The organism is Dyadobacter sp. BHUBP1 (assembly GCF_050587785.1).
Lineage (GTDB): Bacteria > Bacteroidota > Bacteroidia > Cytophagales > Spirosomataceae > Dyadobacter.
In genome coordinates this window covers 251,673-273,514 of the sequence record NZ_JBOBIH010000007.1, presented here as the reverse complement: position 1 = coordinate 273,514, position 21,842 = coordinate 251,673, and the positions used below count along the sequence as shown (strand labels likewise).

The following is a 21,842-nucleotide window of genomic DNA, read 5'->3' as shown; positions in this document are numbered from 1 at the left end:
GTGACGATCGGTTACCTGAGATCCCGGGCATATGGTTTATTTGCAAAAAAGACCATATCCTCTCATGAAAATCCAACTGATACCGATCGTCGCATGGCTTTTTGCGTTTTCCGCATCGGCCCAGCAAGTCAATACCACCGACCTCGACCGCCTTTTCGACTCTCTTACCGTACATGATCAGTCGATGGCGAGCGTGCTGTTGATGCACAAGGGGCAGAAAGTGTACGAACGGGCAATCGGTTACGCGGTGATCGACAGTACCCGCAGTGTCAAAGCAACGCCGCAAACCCGCTACCGCATCGGGTCGATTACGAAGACCTTCACCGCGACGATGATCATGCAGCTGGTAGAAGAGAAAAAGCTTACGCTGGATACGCATTTGGATAAATACTTTCCCGATATCCCGAATGCAAGCCAGATTACGATCGAAATGATGCTGCGCCACCGGAGCGGTATCCACAATTTTACGGATGACGAGGCTTACTGGAAACAGCAGACACAACCCAGGACACGTGCCGAAATGCTCGCTGTTTTTGTAAAGAACAAACCTGATTTTGCCCCTGACGCTGAGGCAAAATACAGTAATAGTGGTTATATTCTCCTGGGATATATCATCGAAGACATCACCAAAAAGTCTTATGAAAAGAACCTTCAGGAGCGGATTCTCTCACGCATAGGCCTGAAAACCACCTCTTTTGGCGGAAAGATCGACCCGGCCCGCGGTGATGCTTATTCCTATTCGTTTTCAAAAAGCTGGGAAAAGCGGGAGGAAACCGATCTGAGCCAGCCGGCAGGTGCAGGTGCCATTGTTTCGACTCCGGGCGATGTGCTGGCGTTCATGAATGCGCTTTTTACCGGCAAACTGGTATCGCAACAGAGTCTGACCCAAATGACCAAGATCGTCGATATATTTGGAATAGGACTAGCGCCTATGCCTTTTTACCAGAAAAAAGGGTATGGCCATACCGGTGGCCTGGACGCTTTCCGGACCATGGTGGCTTATTTCCCCGGTGATAGCCTGGCAGGAGCTGTTTTCTCGAACGGGGGCGATTATCCGCTGAATGACATTCTGATCGCCATGTTCAGCGCCTACTATAAAGTACCGGTGGTTATCCCCGACTTTAATACCATGCAGATCAGTCCGGAAGAGGCTGAACGGTACCAGGGCGTTTACGAGAGCAAGCAAATCCCGTTAAAAGTGACGATCAGCCATAAGGATAACAAGCTGTTCCTCCAAGCGACCGGCCAACCTGCATTTCTGCTTACGCCCGTTAAAAAGGACGTATTTAAAATTGATGCTGTGGACCTAACGATGGAGTTCCGGCCGGAGCAAAAAGAAGCGACTATTACGCAGGCTGGGCAAGCCTTTCTGTTTACTAAGTGATGATATGATAGGTATGTGAAATTTAGTATGTTAGCGGTTGCCAATGGGCGTGTCTATTGGTGCAAGCCCTTTGCTATCAATCACTTGTCTATCCTATGTCTTCTACCAGCGAAACCACGAAAAAGGCGCTCCACGCTATGAGCGCCCTGCAAGACCTTGAACAGCTCCTGGACGAGATCAAAAATAAGCCGTTAAGTAAATCGCTGCCGGAAAGTTTACCCTCCGAAATACCGGTTTCGGTGGAGGGGATCAGAAAGCGGCTCGCATTTCTTTTGGAAAAAACGGACCATGATTTTCCCTATCTGAGCGGGAAGCAGCAGTTTTCGGATGTTTCAAGACTGGAAGGAAATATCGAGAACTATATCGGGATGTCGATGGTGCCCACGGGCGTGATCGGCCCCGTGTCGGTGCTCGGCTCTATGGCGAAAGGCGACTTTTACATACCGCTGGCGACGAGTGAAGGCAGCCTGCTCGCATCCTACCACCGCGGTGCGCGGGCGTGTTACCTGGCAGGAGGCGCTACATCGGTATGCCTGATCGACGGGGTGCAGCGGTCCCCGGTTTTCAAGTTCGATAACCTGGGCAATCTCGGCACTTTTCTGGTCTGGATTATCAGCCAGCTCGAAGAATTCCGCCGCATTACCGAGTCGGCCAGCCGCTATGCAAAGCTGATCGACATGAAATCCAATATTGAAGGCAACCACCTCATTCTCACTTTCGAATACCACACGGGCGATGCGTCCGGGCAGAACATGGTTACGATCTGCACGGACGCCATTTGCCAGCACATCATTCAGAATGCGCCGGTACAGCCGCAGTTCTGGTTCATTGAAAGTAATTTTTCAGGCGATAAAAAGGCGACTTCCCAGTCATTCGCGAATGTGAGAGGCAAGAAAGTCACCGCCGAAATTACGCTCCCGCAAAAAATCGTACACGACGTACTCAAAACGAGTCCGGAAGCTATGGCGGAATACTGGCGGTCGTCGACGATCGGCACCATTCAAAGCGGTTCGATCGGCGCGCAGGGGCATTACGCCAACGGCCTCACGGCATTGTTCATCGCCACAGGGCAGGATGTGGCCTGCGTTTCGGAGGCCTCGGTGGGCATTACACGCATGGAACTTACGGCTAACGGCGGCTTGTACGTGTCGGTTACGCTACCCAACCTCATCGTCGGGACAGTCGGTGGCGGCACAGGGTTGCCAACTCAAAAGGAGTGCCTCGAACTGATCGGCTGTGCTGGTGCCGGCAAGACCCGGAAATTTGCTGAAATATGCGGTGCCTTGGTGCTGGCGGGCGAAATATCCATTGCGGCCGCCCTTTCGGCGGGCCGGTTCACCGCAGCACACCAGAAATTTGGCCGCAAAAGATGAAGCTACCTGCCCAGGGAAATGCATTCAGCAATGCCCGGGAGAACAGCGCACCGTTCTTCCGCCGGTTTTATATTTATCAAAAGGAGCGGTTCCCGTTGCTTGGCCACGGGTTGCTCGTGGCGGCATTCAGCTTCTCCGCGATTTCCTATTCGCGGATATGCCGGGGCACGGAAGGGTTTGTGGATGTCCGGACATTTGCGGTGGGGGTTTTTACGACGATATCCCTTTTCCTGCTGGTCAGGATCTTCGACGAATTCAAAGATGCGGAAGACGACGCCCGCTTTCGTAAAGAACTGCCCGTTCCCCGCGGGCTTGTCACATTCCGCGAGCTGGCGCTCACGGGTGCCGTCGTCGTTGTGGCGCAAGTGCTGGTAAACCTGATTTTCTTTCCCAAAATGCTTTGGATATACGCGGTGGTAATCGGGTACCTTTTACTGATGGGGAGAGAATTTTTTGTAGCCGAATGGCTCAAAAAGCACCAGTTCTGGTACGTTACTTCGCATATGTTCATCATCCCGCTGATCGACATCTACGCCAGCGGTCTCGACTGGCTCCTGGCTGGCGTGAAGGCGCCCGAAGGCCTGTTTTTCTTTTTTGCAGTATCTTATATGAACGGCATTGTGCTGGAAGTGGGCCGCAAAATCCGCGCCCCGCAACAGGAGTCGGAGGGAGTGCTCACCTATACTTCGATGCTGGGCGTACCCAGGGCAATCGGATTATGGCTCGCAGCACTGGTGGTAACCCTTTTGCTGAGCATGGCCGCTTCGGTATTTGCCGGTTATGGCTATGTGGTGCTGGTGGTTTTAGGCGTTGTGTTCCTGGTTTGCGCATTGCCGGCAGTATGGTTCCGGAAGGCCAGGACTGCAAAACTTTCAAAAATGGTCGAATATGCATCGGCGCTCTGGACGATCGCGATGTACCTTACGCTGGGTGCCGGGCCGATGATCTCAAAACTGCTGTTCCATTGATGTATTTCGTTTCCGATACCGAACCTCACAAAGCAACCGGCGTCGCGATTGGCGGCAAGGCCGGAAACCTGTTTCGTTTGAAGGAACTCGGCTTGCCGGTACCGCACTTTGTGGTGATCCCGTGGGAGACATTGCGTGAGGATATTTCCGAATCCGGGCTTATTAGCAGCTTGCTGAGCGCCTTTGAAGGAACCCGCCATTTCGCCGTGCGCTCGTCGGCCGCCGGGGAAGATGGCACGGCGTTTTCGTTTGCGGGGCAGTTTGAAAGCTACTTATGCGTCACGCCCGGCGAATTGGCTGCGCGGATAGCGGATGTCCGGCAATCGGCGTTTTCGGAACGGGTAATGGCTTACCGGAAACATCACGGGCTTTCCGGTGCCGGTGGTGTGGCGGTGATTGTGCAGGAAATGGTCGATGCGGATGCGGCCGGCGTGGCATTTGGTGCTAACCCGCTCACAGGCAACCGGCAGCAGAAGGTAATCAACGCGGTTTCCGGCCTGGGCGACCGCCTGGTTTCGGGGGAAGTCAATGCCGACGAGTTTGTATTGGAGGGGGCTGAAATACGGTCTGTCCTCGCGGATGGAAAGCAGGCCGGACCGGCGCTTACCCATGAGCAGATTCACCGGCTCGGCCAGATACTCGATTCTCTCGAAAAAGCGCTGGGGCATCCGCAGGACATTGAGTTCGCCGTCAGAAATGACCAGATCTATTTGCTTCAAACCAGGCCCATTACCACATTGAAGGCCAGGCCCGCGGGCAATTACATTCTTTGGGATAACAGTAATATCATTGAATCGTACCCCGGCGTAACCACGCCGCTGACATTCTCGTTTATCAGCAAATCCTATGAAGTGGCTTACAGGCTTTTCAGCGCTTATCTGGGTGTGAGTGAATTGGTTATCAGGAAAAATGAAAGAGTGTTTGCCAATACGCTCGGTTTTTTGAACGGCCGGGTTTACTATAACCTTAAAACCTGGTACCACATGCTGGCTATGCTGCCGGGGTACAGCATTAATGCGCGGTACATGGAGAAAATGATGGGGGTGAAAGAGCAGTTCGATATCCCGGAGTCCTACCGCTTGCCGAAAGGGAAGGCGTGGTGGAGCATTGTGAAAATGGCAGTACAAATGCTGTACCGTTTCAGGGCGCTGCCGCGGAAGCGACGGGAGTTTATGCAGCTCGTGGAGGGGACGATCAGCGAATACAAGGCCATCCCTTTCGCGGAGAAGAGTGCCGACGAGCTCATGCATTTGTACCTCGATTTCGAACGTAAGCTTTTGCTCGAATGGAAGGCCCCGTTGCTGAACGACTTTTTTGCCATGATCTGGTTCGGAATGCTCCAGAAACAATGCGGGCAGTTTGCAGGCGGCGGTAACCCCAACCTTCATAACGACCTGCTATGCGGGAGTAACGACATTATTTCCGTACAGCCCGTGCATCGAAGCATTGCCATCGCCGCACGCATTGCCGCGGTTCCGGCGTTGAAGGATTTGTTTCTGACAAAAAATGAATATGCCATCCACGAAATGCTCGGAGCGGGTAGCGATCCGGAGTTCGTTGAGATAAAGGCCGATATCGACCGTTACATTGCCGATTTCGGCGAGCGCTGTGTAGGCGAGTTGAAACTCGAAACGATCTCGTACGCCCAGGAGCCGGTCCGGTTCATTAAAGTGCTGAAATCCTACGTGGAAACGGGCGTTACCGACGCGCAGTTTTCCGGCGAGCGGGAAGACACAATCCGTGCGAATGCGGAGCGGGAAATAGCCAGGCATTTGAAGGGTAAAGTCATGGGCCAGTGGAAAATGCGGCTCACGCTGCGCTACACGCGCGAGCTCGTCAGCGCCCGCGAGAACCTGCGCTACGAGCGTACGCGCGCATTCGGGATCGTGCGGGAGATTTTCACCTTTATTGGAAAGCGGTTTTATGCCGATGGCCTTCTCGTTAATGCGCGGGATATTTTTTACCTCACGAAAGAGGAGATTTTCAGCTATATCGAAGGCACGGCGGTGACGCAGGACATTAAGGCGCTGGTAGCATTGCGGCAGCAGGCATTTCAGCATTATCAGCAGCTGGGCCCGCTTTCGGAGCGGTTTGCTACCTATGGTGCGCCTTATAACGGCAACGATTTTTTCAATATCGACCGGGTCGAAAGGCCGGAGGGTGACTTGAAGGGCATTGGCTGCTCACCCGGTAGGGTAAGGGGGCGGGTAAGGGTAGTAGCCGACCCCGCGGAAGTGCCTTCACTGAATGGCGACATCCTCGTCACCACCAGCACCGACCCCGGCTGGGTAACCCTTTTCCCGGGTGCGTCGGGCATTATCGTCGAGCGGGGTAGCTTGCTGAGCCATTCGGCGATCGTTTCCCGCGAAATGGGCAAGCCCTGCATTGTGGGGGTAACGGGTCTGTTGAAAAGCCTCAAGACAGGCGATGAAATTGAAATGGATGGGAGTACGGGCATAATCAGGATTATTTCCCGATGACGAAAGCGGATTTAACAAAGAGGGTCAATTTTAATATGATCCGGTATGCCAACTGCTGGGAAGACGCGGATATTCTGCTGGCCGGCCTTTCGCCCGCGCCGGGAAGCAAGGTGCTTTCGATCGGTTCGGCGGGTGATAATAGTTTTTCTTTCCTCGTCACCGATCCCGAACTGGTCGCGGCCGTCGATATTAACCCTACCCAGCTTTTTCTGATCGAATTGAAGAAGGTTTGCATCCAAAACCTGGAATGGGAAGAGGCGCTGAGTTTTCTTGGTTTCAGGCAGTCGGAGAGCAGGTTACAGTGTTTTCAGGCATTGAAAAGCCAGCTGGGCAGCGCCACCAGGGCCTATTGGGAGTCGAACCTGGCGCTGATTGCCAACGGCGTCATCCACCAGGGAAAGTTCGAACGCTACTTTCAGCTTTTCAGCGGGAAAATACTGCCCTGGATCCATTCCCAGCGTGTGGTAGAAGCACTTTTTAAACCAAAAACGGCAGAGGAGCAGGCGTATTTTTATCAAAACCAATGGAATACCTGGCGCTGGCGGCTGCTGTTCCGTATCTTTTTCAGCAGGTATGTGATGGGGAAATACGGGCGCGATCCCGAATTTCAGAAACAGGTCCAGGGTTCTGTTTCGAAGTTTATTTTTGAAAAAGCTGCGTCCCAGCTTGCCTCGGTGGCCGCGCAGGACAACTACATTTTGAGATACACCCTCACAGGCAGTTTTGACGGCCTCTTGCCGCATTACCTGCAAAAGGAGCATTACCCGAGGATACGCGCCAACATCGATCGGCTGCATTTGAAGGAATGCTACGCACAGGGAGCCATTGCGCATTACGGGAAGTTTCATTGCATGAACCTCTCGGACATTTTTGAATATATGGATACCGGTTTGTTCGGGGAGACGGCCCGTGCGCTGATTGCCGGCACCGAACAGGACGGGCGGCTGGCATACTGGAACCTGATGGTACCACGCCGGATTTCGCAGATTTTACCCGAAAATGTCAAATACCTGCACACCGAATCCGAGCGCTTGACAGCTATGGATAAAGGCTTTTTTTACAACGGTTTCATCGTCGACCAGGTTATTCGATAATCCGCCGCATTATATAGCTATGAAAGAAATCATCCCTCCGCTTATTCTCGCCTGTTGTTTTCTCTTACTTTTTGGTGTGGCCGAACTACTGTACCATTTCGGAAAGTTGGGGGCCGAATGGACGCGCAAGATCGTACACATCGGGACTGGACTGCTCACATTACTTTTCCCTGTCGTGCTGGTCAGTCACTGGCAGGTTTTGTTCCTTTGTGCGAGTTTTCTGGTGATCCTGCTGGCAAGTCTGAAATTCGGCTGGCTGCCTTCCATCAACGCAATCGATCGTTTTTCGTACGGCAGCATCCTGTTTCCTGTCATTGTTTACCTGCTTTTTCTGGTATTTCAAATGGCGGACAGGGGCCTGATCGTTTTCTACCTGCCGATCCTGGTCCTTGCGATTTGCGACCCGGTAGCGGCGCTGGTCGGGAAACGGTTTCCGTTCGGGAAGTACCAGATAATGGGGAGCGGCAAATCGGCGGCTGGTTCGCTGGCATTTTTTGCAAGCGCGTTGCTGGTGACGGCCGTTACTGTTTCGGCATTCGATGGCGCACATTCCGGGATGCTGCTGATCCTGGTGGTTCCCATGATGGCAACGATCGCCGAGGCGCTGGGTGTCAGGGGAATGGATAATTTTACTATTCCCGCAAGTGTGGTATCAACCCTTTGTCTGATATGATGATCACGATCACTGAAACTGGCCCCGGCAATCCGGATTTTCACTTGTTTACGGATTTGCCCGGGTGTATTTACCCGCCGGGCAGCATTCGGCTCAAAACACCGGAAACGATTCCGACCGACTTTTTGAGAGCCTGTTTTTTGGTAAGGGACGGCGAAAATGTCGTTGCGAGGGCGAGTATTTACGACAATCCGCTGATGCGGTATGCCGGGCAGCATGCGTTTTCGGTCGGGAATTACGAATGCGCGGACCGGGATGAATATGCTTCGGCGTTGCTGGCGCATATTGTTTCCACTGTTAAAAGCTGGGGAGGTACCTTTTTAATAGGCCCTATGAATGGCAGCACCTGGGAGGGGTACCGCTTTCTGGCCGATCATACCAATCCATTGTTTTTTACGGAACCTCACCATCACTTGTACTACAACCGGCAATTCCAGGCGGCTGGTTTGGAACCGATCGCGCATTATTACAGCAATATCGACCGCGGTATGGAGCTGGATCACCCCGAATTACTGGCCCGGGAGCGAGAATTGAAGGCGCAGGGAGTGACCATCAGACCGATAGACCTTTCGGACTTTGAAGCGGAAGTTAACCGGGTTTATGATTTTAACCTGCTGGCTTTCAAGACTAATTTTCTCTACACGCCCATCAGCAGGGAGGCCTTTTTGAAAAAGTATTTGCAGACAAAGGTCTATATCAATCCCGAACTTACGCTAATGGCCGAGGACAAAATGGGTAACCTGGTCGGCTACTTTTTCTGCATTCATGATTTTTACAATACTCAAAATAAAACGCTGATCGTCAAAACCCTGGCCAGGCATCCGGCGCCGGAATGGAGGGGGTTGGGGCACGTGATCGGCAACTTAATTTATCACAAAGCCGTGGAACTGGGTTATACAAGTGCCATTCATTCGTTCATCTACGAGCAGGGCACTTCCACGAAATTGTCCACGCATTTCTCCGGTACCCATTACAGGAGCTACGTTTTGTATGGAAAACACCTTGCCTGACCGGTTCAACATCACCGACCTTTTTCACGAGGCCGCACGCGTCAATGCGGGCAAGCCCGCGATTATTTATCGTGAAAAGCGTATTTCATTCGGAGCGCTGGAAACGGCGGTAACACAGACCGCCGCCCATTTTCTGCGCAAAGGTATCCGCAAGGGCGACCGCGTGCTCGTGTTCGTCCCCATGAGCGACGGCTTATACCGGACCGTATTGGCACTATTCCGGATCGGGGCGGTGGCGGTGTTCCTCGACGAATGGGTGAGCGTGAAACGGCTCGTCGAATGCTGCCGGCTGGCGCAATGCGCCGCATTTATCGGGACGTTCAAGGGACGTGTCCTGGCCCGGCTTTTACCCGGTTTGCGGTCGATTCCGCTGCATTTGGGTTTGAAATACCATACGGATGGGGCCGTTCCGCCGTTTCCTGAAACCAAGCGGGACGATGTTGCCCTCATTACATTTACAACCGGCAGTACTGGCACGCCCAAAGCGGCCATCCGGACGCATGGCTTGCTTTTCGAACAGTTCCAGGCGCTCATCCCGCTCATCGATCCGGCCCCGGGCGATATTTGTATGCCGGTTTTGCCTATTGTTTTGCTAATTAACCTGGGCGCCGCCGTCACTTCGGTGATCGCTGATTTTAACCCGCGCAAGCCGGACACCATGAAGCCGGAGCGCATCGCGGCGCAGGTTAGGGGGTTAGGCGTTACTACCATCATTGCTTCGCCGTTTTTTGTCAGGCAATTGTCGCGATATTTGATGGACAATGCATTGTTTTTAAATACAATACAAAAAATACTGACCGGCGGCGCGCCCGTATTCCCGGCGGAAGCCGTCATTTACCGTGATGCGTTCCCACAGGCGTGTATCGGCATTGTGTACGGTTCTACCGAAGCGGAACCGATGAGTATGATTGCTGTCGACGAGTTGATTGCCTCCGAACCCGGCAGGGGGCTGAATGTAGGAAAAGTGGAGCCGGCGGCGACCATAAAAATCATCGCGATCAGCGACGATAACATTACTGCAACGAATGAAGAGGCACTTTCCGCACTCGAAGTCGCGTCAGGCGAGATCGGGGAGATCATCGTTTCGGGAAAGCATGTACTGCGGGATTACCTGAATAACCCGGAGGCATTGAAACGCAATAAAATTTTTACAGGAGATAAATGCTGGCATCGAACCGGTGATAGCGGCTTCCTGAATGGGAACCTCTTCCTGACCGGCAGGTGTACCTCGCTTATCCGCACCTCGGATGGACTGCTGTCGACATTCTTGTTTGAGAATCAGTTTCAGACCATAAACGGTGTGGAAATGGGCACGGTGATGCAGTTGGATGGCCAGCTTACAGCAATAATCGAGCTGGGTGATAGCGCTCAGCGGAATGCCGTTGCGGCAGCTATCAAGTCATTATCTGAGGCATTCGGGGAAATTGTTTTTGTTTCTAAAATTCCGCGGGACCCGCGGCACAACTCCAAAATTGATTACGAAAAGCTCAGGATTTTGCTGTCACGCGGAAATTAAAAAGCCGACCGGGAGTCACTCCCGGCCGGCTGTGTTCAAGGTGAATTGACGAATCAGGCCAGATCGAACCGGTCGAGATTCATTACTTTGTTCCATGCCGCCACGAAGTCTTTGACGAACTTATCGCCCGAGTCGGAACTGCCATACACTTCGGCAATCGCCCGGAGTTCGGCCTGCGAGCCAAATACCAGGTCGGCACGGGTAGCAGTCCATTTGGGCTGGCCGCTGGCGCGGTCGGTTCCCAGGTAGGTTTCCCTATCCGGTCCCATCGCTTTCCAGGAAGTGTTCATATCCAGCAGGTTCACGAAGAAGTCGTTGGTGAGCACACCCGGACGCTGCGTGAATACACCGTTTTTGGAACCGTCGAAGTTCGTGTTCAATACCCGCAAACCTCCCAGGAGCACAGTCATTTCAGGAGCGGTAAGTGTGAGCAGCTGCGCTTTGTCCACCAGCAACTCTTCGGTCATCACGCTGGATTTCACACCACGGTAGTTGCGGAAACCGTCGGCGATCGGTTCCAGGTAGCCCACGGATTCGACGTCGGTCTGCTCCTGTGTCGCGTCCATCCGGCCGGGGGTGAATGGAACGATAATAGCATGACCAGCGTCCTGCGCGGCTTTCTCTACGCCGGCTGCACCAGCCAATACAATCAGGTCGGCGAGTGAAATTTTCTTGCCGCTTGACTGCGTGCTGTTGAACTCCTGCTGAATGCTTTCCAGTATACCGAGTACTTTTTGCAGCTGTGCCGGGTTGTTCACTTTCCAGTCTTTCTGCGGAGCGAGACGGATACGCGCGCCGTTTGCACCGCCGCGCTTGTCGGAGCCGCGGAATGTCGAAGCCGAAGCCCAGGCCGTGGAAACCAGTTCGGAAACGCTCAGACCGGATGCCAGGATGTTGGCTTTCAGACCGGCGATATCGCTGTCGTTTACCAGTTCGTGGTCAACTGCCGGGATCGGATCTTGCCAGATCAGCACTTCCGCTGGTACGTCCGGACCCAGGTAGCGGGCACGCGGGCCCATGTCGCGGTGCGTGAGTTTGAACCACGCGCGGGCGAATGCATCTGCAAATGCGTCCGGATTTTCGAGGAAGTGTCGTGAGATCTTTTCGTAAACCGGGTCAAAACGCAGTGAGAGATCGGTGGTCAGCATCGTAGGACGGTGCTTTTTTGAACTGTCGTACGCATCGGGGATAATCTCGCCGGCGTCTTTGGCCACCCATTGATGTGCACCGCCGGGGCTTTTGGTCAGCTCCCATTCGAACGCAAACAGGTTTTCGAAGAAGTTGTTGCTCCATTTGGTAGGAGTGGTGGTCCAGATCACTTCCAAACCGCTGGTGATGGTGTCGGCGCCTCTTCCGGAACCGAAGCTGTTGCTCCAACCCAGGCCCTGATGTTCGAGGTCCGCACCTTCGGGCTCTGCTCCGACGTGATCGGAAGGGGCCGCACCATGCGTTTTACCGAAGCTGTGGCCGCCGGCAATCAATGCAACGGTTTCCTCATCGTTCATAGCCATCCGTCCGAATGTGTCGCGGATGTCGTGTGCGGCTGCAATCGGGTCGGGATTACCGTCCGGACCTTCCGGGTTTACGTAAATCAAACCCATATGCGCCGCGCCGAGCGGTTCTTCGAGGTGGCGGGAGTGGGTCCGGCCATTTGGATTCTCGTCGGTTGATACCACACCCTGCTCGTCGAGGCCCGGCTTCCCATGTGCATAGCGCCGGTCGTTACCGAGCCAGGTTGTTTCCGATCCCCAATATACGTCTTCGTCGGCTTCCCACACATCCGCACGTCCACCGGCGAAGCCGAATGTCTTAAAGCCCATCGATTCGAGTGCGATGTTCCCAGCCAGGATCATCAGATCGGCCCAGGAAATTTTGTTGCCATATTTTTGTTTGATAGGCCAAAGCAGACGACGGGCCTTGTCGAGACTGACGTTGTCCGGCCAGCTGTTCAACGGTGCGAAGCGCTGCTGGCCCGAACCACCACCGCCACGGCCGTCGAACACACGGTAGGTACCCGCGCTGTGCCACGCCATACGGATGAACAGGGGGCCATAATGCCCGAAGTCGGCCGGCCACCAATCCTGCGAATCCGTCATCAGTGCATGAAGGTCTGCTTTAACTGCTTCCAGATCGAGGCTTTTGAACGCTTCCGCGTAATCAAATTGTTCTCCCATCGGATTGGAGCGGGACGAATGCTGACGCAGAATGTTCAATTTCAACTGGTTTGGCCACCAGTCGCGGTTTCTGGTACCGCCGCCGCCTACATTGTGATTCAGTGTCCCGTTGTGAAATGGACATTTGCTAATGTCGTTTGATCCGTTTTCCATTACGATAAGTTCATGTGTTAAACCATATTTCCTGCCTCTGGTATTTGTGCAGCGGGATAAAGGTATAATACTGAAATTGATTGTCAAAATTGATTAATTCTATAATTCAATAGTGAAAATCTATTTCGTCGCATTGTCAGCCTGTTGCGGTTGCGAAGGTTTGGCGGCTAACACATGAACTTTTCGAAAGCTGTTTCCGGAATGTTGGAGGGCGCTAAGAAGCGGGGAGGTAGCCGGCCGTCGCAATGTCTTCCAACAATCCCGGTGCACTCGGGTGCCAACCCAGCGCCTGGCGGGTTTTTTCGCTGGATGCGACGCAGCCGATGCCCGCAAAATGCTGGAACCAGGTAAAGTGGGCTGCCGCCGTATCACCGGTTTTGCTTACCACAGGCAGGCCCAGACCTGTACCGATCGCCTGTGCGATTTCCCTGAACGGAATACCCTGCTCGGCCACAGCGTGCAATACTTTCAACGCCGGACGTTGCTCCACAATCAGCCGGTACAGCACCGCGGCATCGTGCCGGTGCACGGCAGGCCATTGATTGCCGCCGTCCCCGATGTACGCCGATTCGCCCTTTTCTTTGCTAATCTCGATGATCATAGGCACAAAACCGTGGTCGCCGGCGCCATGCACGCTCGGGGGCAGGCGCACCAGGTATACATCCACGCCCTGGGCTGCTACGGCGTTCGCGGCCTCGTCGGTAGCTGCGCGTGGGATTTCGTCAGACTTTGCATTCACTGCATCGTCCTCGGTTACGGGCCGGTGGTAGCGCAAAAGGCCTATGCCCGTGGTGACCACGAGCGGCTTTCCCGAGCCAATCAATGCCTGGCCTAATGTCTCAATGACTTTTCTGTCGGCTTCGCAGTTTGCCTTGAATTGGGAAAAATCGTGGTTGAAAGCCGTGTGGATGATGGCATCGGATCCGGCCACACCACGGCGGAGTATTTCAGGATCGTTCACATCGCCCAGCAGCGGCGTAGCGCCGGTGGCAGCCAGTTGTCCTGCTGACTTCTCTGACCTGACGAGCCCCAGTACTTCATGGCCGTTTTTCAAAAGTTCGTCTACGATGGCGGAGCCCACAAATCCCGAGGCCCCTGTTACAAATACACGCATGTTGGTTTCAATTTTGTTTGATGCAAAATTGACAGGACGCTAATGGGCAAGCAAGGTCATTTGACCATACTTTGAGCGTCGCGTTGCAGTTGCGCGTGGCGTATGCGTGTGAGGGTTTTCAGGGAAATGCCGAGGTAAGCGGCTATCATTCGGAGCGGCAGGCGTGCTAGGTAGTCGGGATGGGTATCGACAAAATCGGCATAGCGTTCTTCGGGAGTGCCGCTCAGAATAGTCAGGATACGATTGCGGTTGTTATAGATCGTACGGGAAATGAGCCGTTCCGAAAACGTTTTGAGTTCCGGGATATCTCTCGCCATTTATCAAAGTCCGGTTTGGCCCAAAGCAATACTTCGCTCCGTTCCACCGCTTCTATATTCACCAGCGACGGGGCTTGCTTGTCGTAACTTTCGACATCGAGCGTCCAGGTGTGTTGGGGCGAAAAATGGAGGATATGCTCGTTGCCATCCGGCTTGATATGGTAAGTCCGGAGCAGCCCGCTGGCAATGAATACCTTGTGCCGGCATATTTCCCCGGCGGTGAGCAACGCCTCGTTTTTGTGCAGGCGTCGCACAGTGGCCAGGCCGCTGATATGCCTGATCGTTTCGCCGGGCAGGCCGGATTGGGAGGCCATGTAATGTTCGAATTCGGTATGCATTTACCAAAGATAGAAAAAAGCAGCCTCGATTGGAGCATATATCCGGTTCCGTTCTTACCTTAGGCGCCAGAGCCACCGTTATTTCCGATAGCGTTACTTGCGACATTTTCATTGAATTCAATGCGTAAAATAGCACTGATTACCGGGCCCACTTCGGGCATCGGCCGCTTTACAGCCCTCGAACTCGCACGACGGGGCTATGATCTGATATTGGTAGCCCGTAACGAGGCGAAGGCCCGCGAGCTGCAACGGGAAATCGGGCATAGTGTGAGTACCGGCTTTGTCCAATGCGACCTTTCCAGCATTGCGTCCGCCAAACGGGCCGTGGATGAGATCCGGGACAATTATTCACAGATCGATTTGCTGATCAACAATGCCGGGCTCATCGTTCAGCATCGCGAAACGACCGACGACGGTATCGAAATGACTTTTGCCACCAATCACGTGGGACCTTTTGTGCTCACCACCGGCCTGATCGATTTGCTCAAAGCGGCTGAATCTGCGAAGGTCGTGAACGTCGCATCCGAGGCGCATTTCTTTGCATTCAGGTACCAGACGGCCAAGCTGGCAAATCCGCCGCATTACCACGACCTGGTGATTTATGGTCGCTCCAAGCTGGCCAATATCCTTTTTTCCAACGAGCTTTCGGAACGGCTGGCGCCATTTGGCATCACTTCCAATGCTGTGCATCCCGGTACGGTTTCCAGCAGCTTCGGCGGGAATGGCAATGGGGCTACCGCATGGTTTATGAAGGTTTTCAAGCCGTTTTTCCGCACTCCTGAACAAGCCGCTACGGGCATTGTACACGTGGCCACAGCACCGGAGCTGAACGACGTAACGGGGCAGTACTTCGCCGATGGAAAACCGGCCAGGTCTTCCTCCAAAGCGAAAAGCCGGGCACTCGCACGTAAGTTATGGGCGTTTTCCGAGGCTCTCACAGAGACGGTTTTGATATAATTCTATTAAATCCATAGATTTTAAATACTTTTTCAGTCAAATGCTTGGAAGTTAGGTGGCTGTTACATTAACTTTGCATGCAACCTTATCATCCAATCGAGCTGAGAACCACCCGAAGCTGTGTCCATTTCTTAACGACATCGCATATGCGTTCGATTAAAACTGCCCATAGTGCCCCTTTCTCCGGCCGTCGTGCCAATGTTGTACCGCTTGTTTCTTACGGAGCAGGCTGTTGTTGTTGCTAGCTGAGTCCCTGCATGCCGGAGCCTTCCGGTAAGCCTCGTTTTTCCCATTATCCATACGTCGCCCGCCAGCCGCGCGACACAGACTTTCTATGCAACATGAAGTTCACAGACAGCCATATTTATTACGAAATCCTCATCCTTTTCGCGGTGATCAGCCTTGCGGAAGCATTTACAGGTCTCTACAAAAGTGAAAAATGGTCTAAAAATGAGTGGTATATCAATTTTGCGGGACTTTTCCTGTCGAGCGTCATCACACGGCCGCTTAGTTTCCTGCTCTCGGCTTACGTGCTCAACTATTTTTTCGCCGACTACTATAATGTATTCGAAGCCGTGCCGCTGTGGGCGGGCGTGCTCATTACTGCATTACTCGAAGATTTCACGCAATACTGGTGGCATCGTGCCGCGCATACCTACACGTGGCTGTGGAAGGGCCACCGTGTGCATCATAGTGCGCCGGAAATGAGCGTGTTCCTCACCGGCCGCAACTCCTGGGTGTACCTGCTGCTCTTTCCCCCACGCATCGTTTCGACGGTCCTGATATTCCTCGGCTTCGGCCAGGCGTTCCTGATAGGGTATTTTTTCAAGGCGCTGATTGGTATCTCTGCGCACTCGAGCGTGCGCTGGGACAAGCCGCTTTACGCGATCAAATGGCTTCATCCGCTGATGTGGGTCCTCGAACGTACCATTTCGACCCCAGCGACGCACCACGCACACCACGCCGCCACCGACGCCGATGGCATCGGGGTGATCAACGGGAACTATGGCAACATGTTCTTTATCTGGGATATGCTGTTTGGTACGGCTAAGATCACCAGGCAGTTTTCGGAACACGTCGGCCTCGAAGACTACCAGGAAGAGCCGTGGTACGTGCAATTGGGTTACCCGCTGTTCAAGTCGAGCGACCAGCGGAGTGAGCTGTCGAAGTGAATGGTCAGGTATGGTCAGGAATAGTCAGATGTTGTCAGATTTGACTTTGTTACATACACATTATTTTTAAACATGTATGTACAACAATTTCTGACCATCAATGACAATACCTGACTACATTTTGACTATTCGGTCATTTAAAATCAAATAAAGATAGAGGAACATTCTGCTAGTGCCTTTTGGGCATGTAATAACAGGGCTTTGGCACTATGCTGTTGCATCCCTCACGGGATTTTCGGGTCATCTGATCTATTTACATCTACCAATATTACATCGCTACGCGATTTGTTCGCTACACATCTTCGAAACTGACCACTTATGCCGAAAATTCTATTGATACTATTGCTGTTGGCGTCGTTCGCCGGCAACGCCCAGGTCGCGACATTCGATGTGGTGATGGCAGGTCACATCATCGGGTCGGTGAAAGTATTGCCGCAGGACGACGGCGCACGGCTGCGCAAGCGGATCGAGGCGGAGTTCAGCATACCGTTTTATTCCGGCAGTTTTGTGGCTGAAAACCAGTTTTCGGAGGGTACCCTGCATAGTTCGCTGACCGAGCAGACCGTGAATGGCAAACGGCGCGAGCAGACGGTTACCACGCGGCTCGCCTCGCAGCATTACCGCTTCGATTTGTCCGAAAAAGCCGACCGTAACCGGAAATGGGAGGTCGTGGCGCCGATTGCACACACGATCACGGGCCTGTATTACCAGGAGCCGGCGCAGGTGCAGGCAGTATATTCCGAGAAGTTCGGGGCGATGTGCAAAGTTAGAAAGCTCGGAAACGGCAGTTACAGCGTGGAGCTACCCAACGGGAAAGAGAGTGTTTACAGTTACGAGCACGGGCATTGTGTGCGGGTGGTGACGGAGCTGGCGGGCGTGAAGCTCAGCATCGTAAGGAAGCAGCGGCCTTTGTAGGTATTTTGAAGTAGATAGGTGCTCGTATATTCTATATCGTTCGCTGTACACCTATACATTGATTACTGCCAATCGGTCGCTTAACTAGGCCGGTCGAAAAATGCCCGCTGGTATAATGCCGGATTTTCGAATACATCCCCGCGTGAAAATCGTTGACGGGCAGTTTAATTTCCTAGTTTTGTATATTAAATCTATAAAAATAATAGATTATTGTATCTCATGAAAAAGCTATCTTTTCTGATTATTCTCTTTTTGGCGTCGGTCGTGGCCATGCAGGCGCAACATCCCGCGCCTCAAAACATTGTGAAACCCGATCCGCAGGCATTGGCGCAGATCAAGGCCGGAAAGGCCTACCTCGTGGATGTGCGTACGCCCGAGGAGTTCGACGGCGGGCATTTGCAATACTCCCGAAATATCAATTTCAACGGTCCGGACTTTAAAGCGCAGATCGCCAAACTCGATAAAAACAAGCCGGTATACCTCTATTGCCGCTCCGGCAACCGTAGCGGGAAGGCGGCCGATACTCTTAAAACACTCGGTTTTCACTCTTATTACAACATCGGCGGTTTTGAGCAGTTGAAAGCCGACGGTTTCCCGGCCGAACAACTGCAAACCAGCGCATCCAGAAAGTAGTCCCGACATTGTTTACGCCTCCCCAAATACAAACAAAAGCCAGCCAATGGAACCTGATTGCCTGGCTTTTGCCTATCATATATCACTTCAATATGTTACACCACAGGTGGCTCCAACGCCACATCCCGCTCCATGGCGAGCAGAAATACCGTCGAGATAATCAGCCCGGCGCCGATGTAGTCTATCAGAAGGAAGGGTACGCCGAGCCAGCTCACCGATAGTAGTGCGGCGGAAAGCGGTTCGGCGGAGGTGAGTAGGCTGGCTTTCTGACCGCCGATCAGTTTTACGCCGGTGAGGTAGGCGTAAAAGGGAATGAGCGTGCCGAAAAGGACAACGAATGCGGTGTAGGCGTAGGTATGCACGTCCCAGATGCCGTCGGTGTGCCAGGGGGCGCGCACGAGCGAGATGCCGATGCCGCCGATGAGGAGGCCCCAGCCGATGATGGTGGTTTCGTGGTACCTTTTAAGCAGTGATTCCGGTTGGATGGTGTACATCGCCAGGCTTACGGCCGAGGCGAGGCCCCAGGCCAGCGCGGTACCCGAAATGGCGAGCTCGCCCGGTTTTCCGTGCGTTACGAGCAGGAATGTACCCAGCATGGCGACGGCGATGGCCACCAGGTTGAGCGGCCGCAATGGTTTTCTGAACTTAACCGCCAGGTAAACGGCGATGATAATAGGGCTGGTAAACTGTAATATAGTAGCGGTGGCCGCATTAGAATGTTTAATGGCCGCGAAATAGGTGTACTGGACGGTGAGCATGCCCAGAATACCGAAAGACAAAAGACGGATCGCATCGCGTTTGTCTTTCCAGGGGGCGAATGTATCCGCATTTTTTCGGGCCTTGCTGATGGCCACGAGGACTATCCCGGAAATGAGCATCCGGACCGACATCAGCCATTCGACGCTGACGTGCTGCTGTTGAAATAAAAACTGACTGAATGTGCCTGATACGCCCCACAAACTGGCGGCCATCAGCACCATAGCGATTCCCTTCCCCGCCTGATTACGCATTTGACTTTGATCGAATTAAATTGTTGCGCAAAATTAATTTTGGTCAGGCGTAATTTTTCCTCGATTTTGGGGCCAAATTTGCAATTTTGTTTCGTTGCACTATCCTTATGATTACACTCGACTCATTCGACATTTCCATTCTGGCGATCCTGCAAGCCGATAACACCACGCCCCAGCGCGATATCGGGGAGCGGATCGGGCTGTCGGCGCCCGCGGTGCAGCGGCGTATCAAGCGGCTACGGGAAACGGGCGTGATCAGAGCGGACATTTCGGTGCTCGACCCCGAAAAACTGGGTCGGCCGATCACCATTCTTACGGAGGTGAAGATGGAAGTGGAGAAGGTGGAGATCATCAAACAGGCCAAAGCGATTTTCAGCAACGCCCCGCAGGTACAGCAATGCTATTACGTGACAGGCGACGTGGATTTTATCCTGATACTGGTCGTTTATAGCATGAAGGAATATGAAGAGCTGACCCAGCAGTTGTTTTTCGGGAACAACAATGTTAAGAGCTTTAAAACGAGTATCGTACTGGATATTGTAAAAGCCGGGTTGAGTATTCCAATCAATAAGCCATAACTTTGGCGCGCGTCATCGACAAAATCGTATTAGCCATCATGTTTTCGATTAAGAATTTACTTTCCCGGTTCCGTTGCTCCCATGCCGATCAATCTGTTGAACCTCAGTATTATTTATCCGTTTGCTGCATTGTAAAAGATGAAAATGATTACCTGGCCGAATGGCTGGATTACCATCGGAAAATCGGGGTCGAGCATTTCTATATTTATGATAATGGCAGCAAGAGCCCTGTTCTGGATGCCATTGCCGCGCTTGGTTACAGCGAATGGGTGACGGTTACGCGTATTCCCGGGCAGAATATGCACGTGAAAGCTTACCAGCATTGCCTCGATAACTTCGGTTATAATTCGAGATGGACCGCATTCATTGATATGGACGAGTTTATCGTACCCAAAAATGAAAGTGCAAGCTTGCCCCGATTACTTGAAAAATATGAAAATTACGGCGGCCTTGGGCTGTCGTGGTTAATATTTGGTTCGAATAATCATATTGAAAAACCCGCCGGCAGTCAACTGGAAAATTTTACCCGGCGATCGGAGGTTTCTTTCCCGCCTAACCGCCATATTAAAAGTATTGTCCAGCCGCGTTTTGTGCAGTCGGCTTACAAATCGCATTGTTTCAAATTCAAGCCCGGGTATTCCTGTGTGAATGAGCATTTCGTGCCCATCGAAGAGGCATTGGCCGATGTAAGCGTGGATACGATCCAGCTGAATCATTATTATTGCCGGTCGTTGGAGGAATACCGGCAAAAGGTGGAAAGGGGCATCAGCGATACGAAGCGCAAACGCAAACTGGAAGAATTTCACAACCACGACAACGAATCCAATGTGGTGGAGGACACGACGATTTTGAGGATTTTAGATAAATTGAAAACGTCGCAGAGCAGTTGAGTTCATAAATAAGCCCCGGAAAATGCTCCCGGGGCCTTTCATTCTGCCAATAACCACGGTTCTATTCCCGCGATGGAATGCCGCTGGTTTGCGTTGCCAGGTTCCGGTAATTGCCGGTGGTACCTGTGTGATTTTTGGTGTTTTTAGGCGCAGAGCCGCTGCCTTCCTTCACGGTTACATCCGGTTCGGTGAGGTTTTTTCGGCGTATCGCAATAGCTTCTTTGGAAAACAGCATCGAATTGTTGTCTTCGCGGTCGGAATACCGGCCTACGTCGTTGGCGTTTTCATGGGTGGCGCCTCCCGGGCGGTTGCTGCCGTCGTTTTCGCTGCTTTTCTGAGCGACCTGGTCGGTAGGGTTGGGCTTACCCGATTGGTCGGTGCTTTTTTTCTCGCCTTCGGGTGTAGGTGTTTGCACGCCCTGCCCCGTAGCCTTCGTCGTTTTCGATTTGTCGGTGGAACTGCTGGTACTTTGTGCAAACGCTGCCGTCGTCGCGCAGAAGCATACCATGGCGGCGGTGATCATTATCTTTTTCATACTATTTATCCGTTAGTTGTTGATTTCCTACCATGAATACAGCCAAAAATTGTGCCAACGATTTGCCGGAATGCGTGTGGATTTTCAATGTCCGACGATTGTCCGGTCAGGGCGTTTTATTGATAAATTTAACTTTGGACTTAACATCGGTGCGGAGCACACTTTGCTGTCGGAAGCGGCGAAGGTAGCGCTGGGCAATGCTGTCGAGGGCGGCGCTCCTTTGCCTGGTTTTCTTGCCAAAAAATGTCACAACCTTGGTCGGTTCGGTGATCGTTTGTCGGGTATCGGTATCTTTCCAGCGGCCGTTGGCGTCCCATTCGGTGTAGCCTTCGGGAAAGTAATTGCTAATGACGCTGTCGCTGAAATTCTTCCACTGTTGTTCGCTCACGGTCCCGCCGCCCGGAATGTCCCTGCCGAAATACAGGTCGCTGCGCTGGTAGCTCGCGCAGGAAGCAAGGCCCAGGCAGCCGAGGATTGCCCATTTTTGTATGCATGTAAAGTTGATCATCATTCAGGTTGGTGAGCGTGAAAATTTCGTATTGTAATTTAATGTACCCA

General features: G+C 52.8%; 21 protein-coding genes. 14 read left to right on the top strand and 7 right to left on the bottom strand.

The features are described 5' to 3' along the window. Window positions 1-64: 64 nt before the first annotated feature. The 8 genes from ACQ4MZ_RS24780 to ACQ4MZ_RS24745 all read left to right on the top strand — a co-directional run bounded on the left by ACQ4MZ_RS24780 (window position 65) and on the right by ACQ4MZ_RS24745 (window position 10,498). Window positions 65-1,384: a serine hydrolase domain-containing protein gene (locus ACQ4MZ_RS24780; protein ID WP_430849623.1), complete on the top strand. Its 1,320-nt coding sequence runs from the start codon at window positions 65-67 to the stop codon at window positions 1,382-1,384. A gap of 95 nt (window positions 1,385-1,479) precedes the next feature. Beyond that, complete coding sequence (locus tag ACQ4MZ_RS24775) at window positions 1,480-2,757, top strand: hydroxymethylglutaryl-CoA reductase (protein WP_430849620.1); 1,278 nt, start codon at window positions 1,480-1,482, stop codon at window positions 2,755-2,757. Next, window positions 2,754-3,725 carry a hypothetical protein gene (locus tag ACQ4MZ_RS24770; protein WP_430849618.1) on the top strand — a complete coding sequence of 324 codons (972 nt, stop codon included), beginning with the start codon at window positions 2,754-2,756 and terminating at the stop codon, window positions 3,723-3,725. Before ACQ4MZ_RS24775 ends, ACQ4MZ_RS24770 begins: the two co-directional genes overlap by 4 nt. Further along, on the top strand, window positions 3,725-6,205 hold the full coding sequence (locus tag ACQ4MZ_RS24765; RefSeq protein WP_430849616.1) for a PEP/pyruvate-binding domain-containing protein: 2,481 nt from the start codon (window positions 3,725-3,727) through the stop codon (window positions 6,203-6,205). The genes ACQ4MZ_RS24770 and ACQ4MZ_RS24765 overlap by 1 nt, the downstream gene beginning before the upstream one ends. Beyond that, a complete protein-coding gene (locus tag ACQ4MZ_RS24760) occupies window positions 6,202-7,299 on the top strand; it encodes a DUF3419 family protein (protein ID WP_430849614.1) in 1,098 nt (365 codons plus the stop codon). The genes ACQ4MZ_RS24765 and ACQ4MZ_RS24760 overlap by 4 nt, the downstream gene beginning before the upstream one ends. 19 nt (window positions 7,300-7,318) lie before the next feature. Beyond that, complete coding sequence (locus ACQ4MZ_RS24755; protein ID WP_430849612.1) at window positions 7,319-7,972, top strand: hypothetical protein; 654 nt, start codon at window positions 7,319-7,321, stop codon at window positions 7,970-7,972. Next, complete coding sequence (locus tag ACQ4MZ_RS24750; RefSeq protein WP_430849610.1) at window positions 7,969-8,982, top strand: hypothetical protein; 1,014 nt, start codon at window positions 7,969-7,971, stop codon at window positions 8,980-8,982. Before ACQ4MZ_RS24755 ends, ACQ4MZ_RS24750 begins: the two co-directional genes overlap by 4 nt. Then, entirely contained in the window at window positions 8,963-10,498 is a 1,536-nt protein-coding gene (locus ACQ4MZ_RS24745; protein WP_430849608.1) for an AMP-binding protein, read from the top strand. The genes ACQ4MZ_RS24750 and ACQ4MZ_RS24745 overlap by 20 nt, the downstream gene beginning before the upstream one ends. Window positions 10,499-10,551: 53 nt before the next feature. On the opposite strand, the gene katG is transcribed toward ACQ4MZ_RS24745, so the two are convergent. The 4 genes from katG to ACQ4MZ_RS24725 all read right to left on the bottom strand — a co-directional run bounded on the left by katG (window position 10,552) and on the right by ACQ4MZ_RS24725 (window position 14,570). Next, window positions 10,552-12,825: a catalase/peroxidase HPI gene (gene katG / locus ACQ4MZ_RS24740; RefSeq protein ID WP_430849606.1), complete on the bottom strand. Its 2,274-nt coding sequence runs from the start codon at window positions 12,823-12,825 to the stop codon at window positions 10,552-10,554. A 214-nt stretch (window positions 12,826-13,039) separates the two neighbouring features. Next, on the bottom strand, window positions 13,040-13,939 hold the full coding sequence (locus ACQ4MZ_RS24735) for an SDR family oxidoreductase (RefSeq protein ID WP_430849604.1): 900 nt from the start codon (window positions 13,937-13,939) through the stop codon (window positions 13,040-13,042). Between the two features lie 56 nt (window positions 13,940-13,995). After that, entirely contained in the window at window positions 13,996-14,256 is a 261-nt protein-coding gene (locus ACQ4MZ_RS24730) for a hypothetical protein (protein ID WP_430849602.1), read from the bottom strand. Beyond that, complete coding sequence (locus tag ACQ4MZ_RS24725; RefSeq protein WP_430849771.1) at window positions 14,172-14,570, bottom strand: Crp/Fnr family transcriptional regulator; 399 nt, start codon at window positions 14,568-14,570, stop codon at window positions 14,172-14,174. Before ACQ4MZ_RS24725 ends, ACQ4MZ_RS24730 begins: the two co-directional genes overlap by 85 nt. Before the next feature lie 144 nt (window positions 14,571-14,714). On the opposite strand from ACQ4MZ_RS24725, the gene ACQ4MZ_RS24720 reads away from it, so the two are divergent. The 4 genes from ACQ4MZ_RS24720 (at window position 14,715) to ACQ4MZ_RS24705 (ending at window position 18,271) form a co-directional block, all read left to right on the top strand. Then, window positions 14,715-15,551, top strand: coding sequence for an SDR family oxidoreductase (locus ACQ4MZ_RS24720; protein ID WP_430849600.1), 837 nt, complete (start codon window positions 14,715-14,717; stop codon window positions 15,549-15,551). Between the two features lie 341 nt (window positions 15,552-15,892). Then, complete coding sequence (locus tag ACQ4MZ_RS24715; protein ID WP_430849598.1) at window positions 15,893-16,723, top strand: sterol desaturase family protein; 831 nt, start codon at window positions 15,893-15,895, stop codon at window positions 16,721-16,723. 318 nt (window positions 16,724-17,041) lie between these two features. Then, on the top strand, window positions 17,042-17,638 hold the full coding sequence (locus ACQ4MZ_RS24710) for a DUF6134 family protein (RefSeq protein ID WP_430849596.1): 597 nt from the start codon (window positions 17,042-17,044) through the stop codon (window positions 17,636-17,638). 219 nt (window positions 17,639-17,857) lie between these two features. Next, window positions 17,858-18,271 (top strand): rhodanese-like domain-containing protein, encoded by a 414-nt coding sequence (locus ACQ4MZ_RS24705; protein ID WP_430849594.1) that lies wholly within the window; start codon window positions 17,858-17,860, stop codon window positions 18,269-18,271. A 95-nt stretch (window positions 18,272-18,366) separates the two neighbouring features. On the opposite strand, the gene ACQ4MZ_RS24700 is transcribed toward ACQ4MZ_RS24705, so the two are convergent. Beyond that, window positions 18,367-19,281: a DMT family transporter gene (locus ACQ4MZ_RS24700; protein ID WP_430849592.1), complete on the bottom strand. Its 915-nt coding sequence runs from the start codon at window positions 19,279-19,281 to the stop codon at window positions 18,367-18,369. Between the two features lie 107 nt (window positions 19,282-19,388). Here ACQ4MZ_RS24700 and ACQ4MZ_RS24695 point away from each other — a divergent pair, with 107 nt between their 5' ends. Both ACQ4MZ_RS24695 and ACQ4MZ_RS24690 read left to right on the top strand, forming a co-directional pair. After that, window positions 19,389-19,859 carry an Lrp/AsnC family transcriptional regulator gene (locus ACQ4MZ_RS24695; RefSeq protein WP_430849590.1) on the top strand — a complete coding sequence of 157 codons (471 nt, stop codon included), beginning with the start codon at window positions 19,389-19,391 and terminating at the stop codon, window positions 19,857-19,859. A gap of 38 nt (window positions 19,860-19,897) precedes the next feature. Then, window positions 19,898-20,749 carry a glycosyltransferase family 2 protein gene (locus tag ACQ4MZ_RS24690; RefSeq protein WP_430849588.1) on the top strand — a complete coding sequence of 284 codons (852 nt, stop codon included), beginning with the start codon at window positions 19,898-19,900 and terminating at the stop codon, window positions 20,747-20,749. Window positions 20,750-20,810: 61 nt separating this feature from the next. Here the strand turns inward: ACQ4MZ_RS24690 and ACQ4MZ_RS24685 are convergent, their stop codons facing one another. Both ACQ4MZ_RS24685 and ACQ4MZ_RS24680 read right to left on the bottom strand, forming a co-directional pair. After that, window positions 20,811-21,284: a hypothetical protein gene (locus tag ACQ4MZ_RS24685; RefSeq protein WP_430849586.1), complete on the bottom strand. Its 474-nt coding sequence runs from the start codon at window positions 21,282-21,284 to the stop codon at window positions 20,811-20,813. A 106-nt stretch (window positions 21,285-21,390) separates the two neighbouring features. Beyond that, entirely contained in the window at window positions 21,391-21,795 is a 405-nt protein-coding gene (locus tag ACQ4MZ_RS24680; protein ID WP_430849584.1) for a DUF3574 domain-containing protein, read from the bottom strand. Between the last annotated feature and the right edge of the window lie 47 nt (window positions 21,796-21,842).

Bases quoted from the DNA above. Each gene is read 5' to 3' on its own strand.
- ACQ4MZ_RS24780 (WP_430849623.1), top strand. From the start codon at position 65: ATGAAAATCCAACTGATACCGATCGTCGCATGGCTTTTTGCGTTTTCC.
- ACQ4MZ_RS24775 (WP_430849620.1), top strand. From the start codon at position 1,480: ATGTCTTCTACCAGCGAAACCACGAAAAAGGCGCTCCACGCTATGAGC.
- ACQ4MZ_RS24770 (WP_430849618.1), top strand. From the start codon at position 2,754: ATGAAGCTACCTGCCCAGGGAAATGCATTCAGCAATGCCCGGGAGAAC.
- ACQ4MZ_RS24765 (WP_430849616.1), top strand. From the start codon at position 3,725: ATGTATTTCGTTTCCGATACCGAACCTCACAAAGCAACCGGCGTCGCG.
- ACQ4MZ_RS24760 (WP_430849614.1), top strand. From the start codon at position 6,202: ATGACGAAAGCGGATTTAACAAAGAGGGTCAATTTTAATATGATCCGG.
- ACQ4MZ_RS24755 (WP_430849612.1), top strand. From the start codon at position 7,319: ATGAAAGAAATCATCCCTCCGCTTATTCTCGCCTGTTGTTTTCTCTTA.
- ACQ4MZ_RS24750 (WP_430849610.1), top strand. From the start codon at position 7,969: ATGATGATCACGATCACTGAAACTGGCCCCGGCAATCCGGATTTTCAC.
- ACQ4MZ_RS24745 (WP_430849608.1), top strand. From the start codon at position 8,963: ATGGAAAACACCTTGCCTGACCGGTTCAACATCACCGACCTTTTTCAC.
- katG (WP_430849606.1), bottom strand. From the start codon at position 12,825: ATGGAAAACGGATCAAACGACATTAGCAAATGTCCATTTCACAACGGG.
- ACQ4MZ_RS24735 (WP_430849604.1), bottom strand. From the start codon at position 13,939: ATGCGTGTATTTGTAACAGGGGCCTCGGGATTTGTGGGCTCCGCCATC.
- ACQ4MZ_RS24730 (WP_430849602.1), bottom strand. From the start codon at position 14,256: ATGGCGAGAGATATCCCGGAACTCAAAACGTTTTCGGAACGGCTCATT.
- ACQ4MZ_RS24725 (WP_430849771.1), bottom strand. From the start codon at position 14,570: ATGGCCTCCCAATCCGGCCTGCCCGGCGAAACGATCAGGCATATCAGC.
- ACQ4MZ_RS24720 (WP_430849600.1), top strand. From the start codon at position 14,715: ATGCGTAAAATAGCACTGATTACCGGGCCCACTTCGGGCATCGGCCGC.
- ACQ4MZ_RS24715 (WP_430849598.1), top strand. From the start codon at position 15,893: ATGAAGTTCACAGACAGCCATATTTATTACGAAATCCTCATCCTTTTC.
- ACQ4MZ_RS24710 (WP_430849596.1), top strand. From the start codon at position 17,042: ATGCCGAAAATTCTATTGATACTATTGCTGTTGGCGTCGTTCGCCGGC.
- ACQ4MZ_RS24705 (WP_430849594.1), top strand. From the start codon at position 17,858: ATGAAAAAGCTATCTTTTCTGATTATTCTCTTTTTGGCGTCGGTCGTG.
- ACQ4MZ_RS24700 (WP_430849592.1), bottom strand. From the start codon at position 19,281: ATGCGTAATCAGGCGGGGAAGGGAATCGCTATGGTGCTGATGGCCGCC.
- ACQ4MZ_RS24695 (WP_430849590.1), top strand. From the start codon at position 19,389: ATGATTACACTCGACTCATTCGACATTTCCATTCTGGCGATCCTGCAA.
- ACQ4MZ_RS24690 (WP_430849588.1), top strand. From the start codon at position 19,898: ATGTTTTCGATTAAGAATTTACTTTCCCGGTTCCGTTGCTCCCATGCC.
- ACQ4MZ_RS24685 (WP_430849586.1), bottom strand. From the start codon at position 21,284: ATGAAAAAGATAATGATCACCGCCGCCATGGTATGCTTCTGCGCGACG.
- ACQ4MZ_RS24680 (WP_430849584.1), bottom strand. From the start codon at position 21,795: ATGATGATCAACTTTACATGCATACAAAAATGGGCAATCCTCGGCTGC.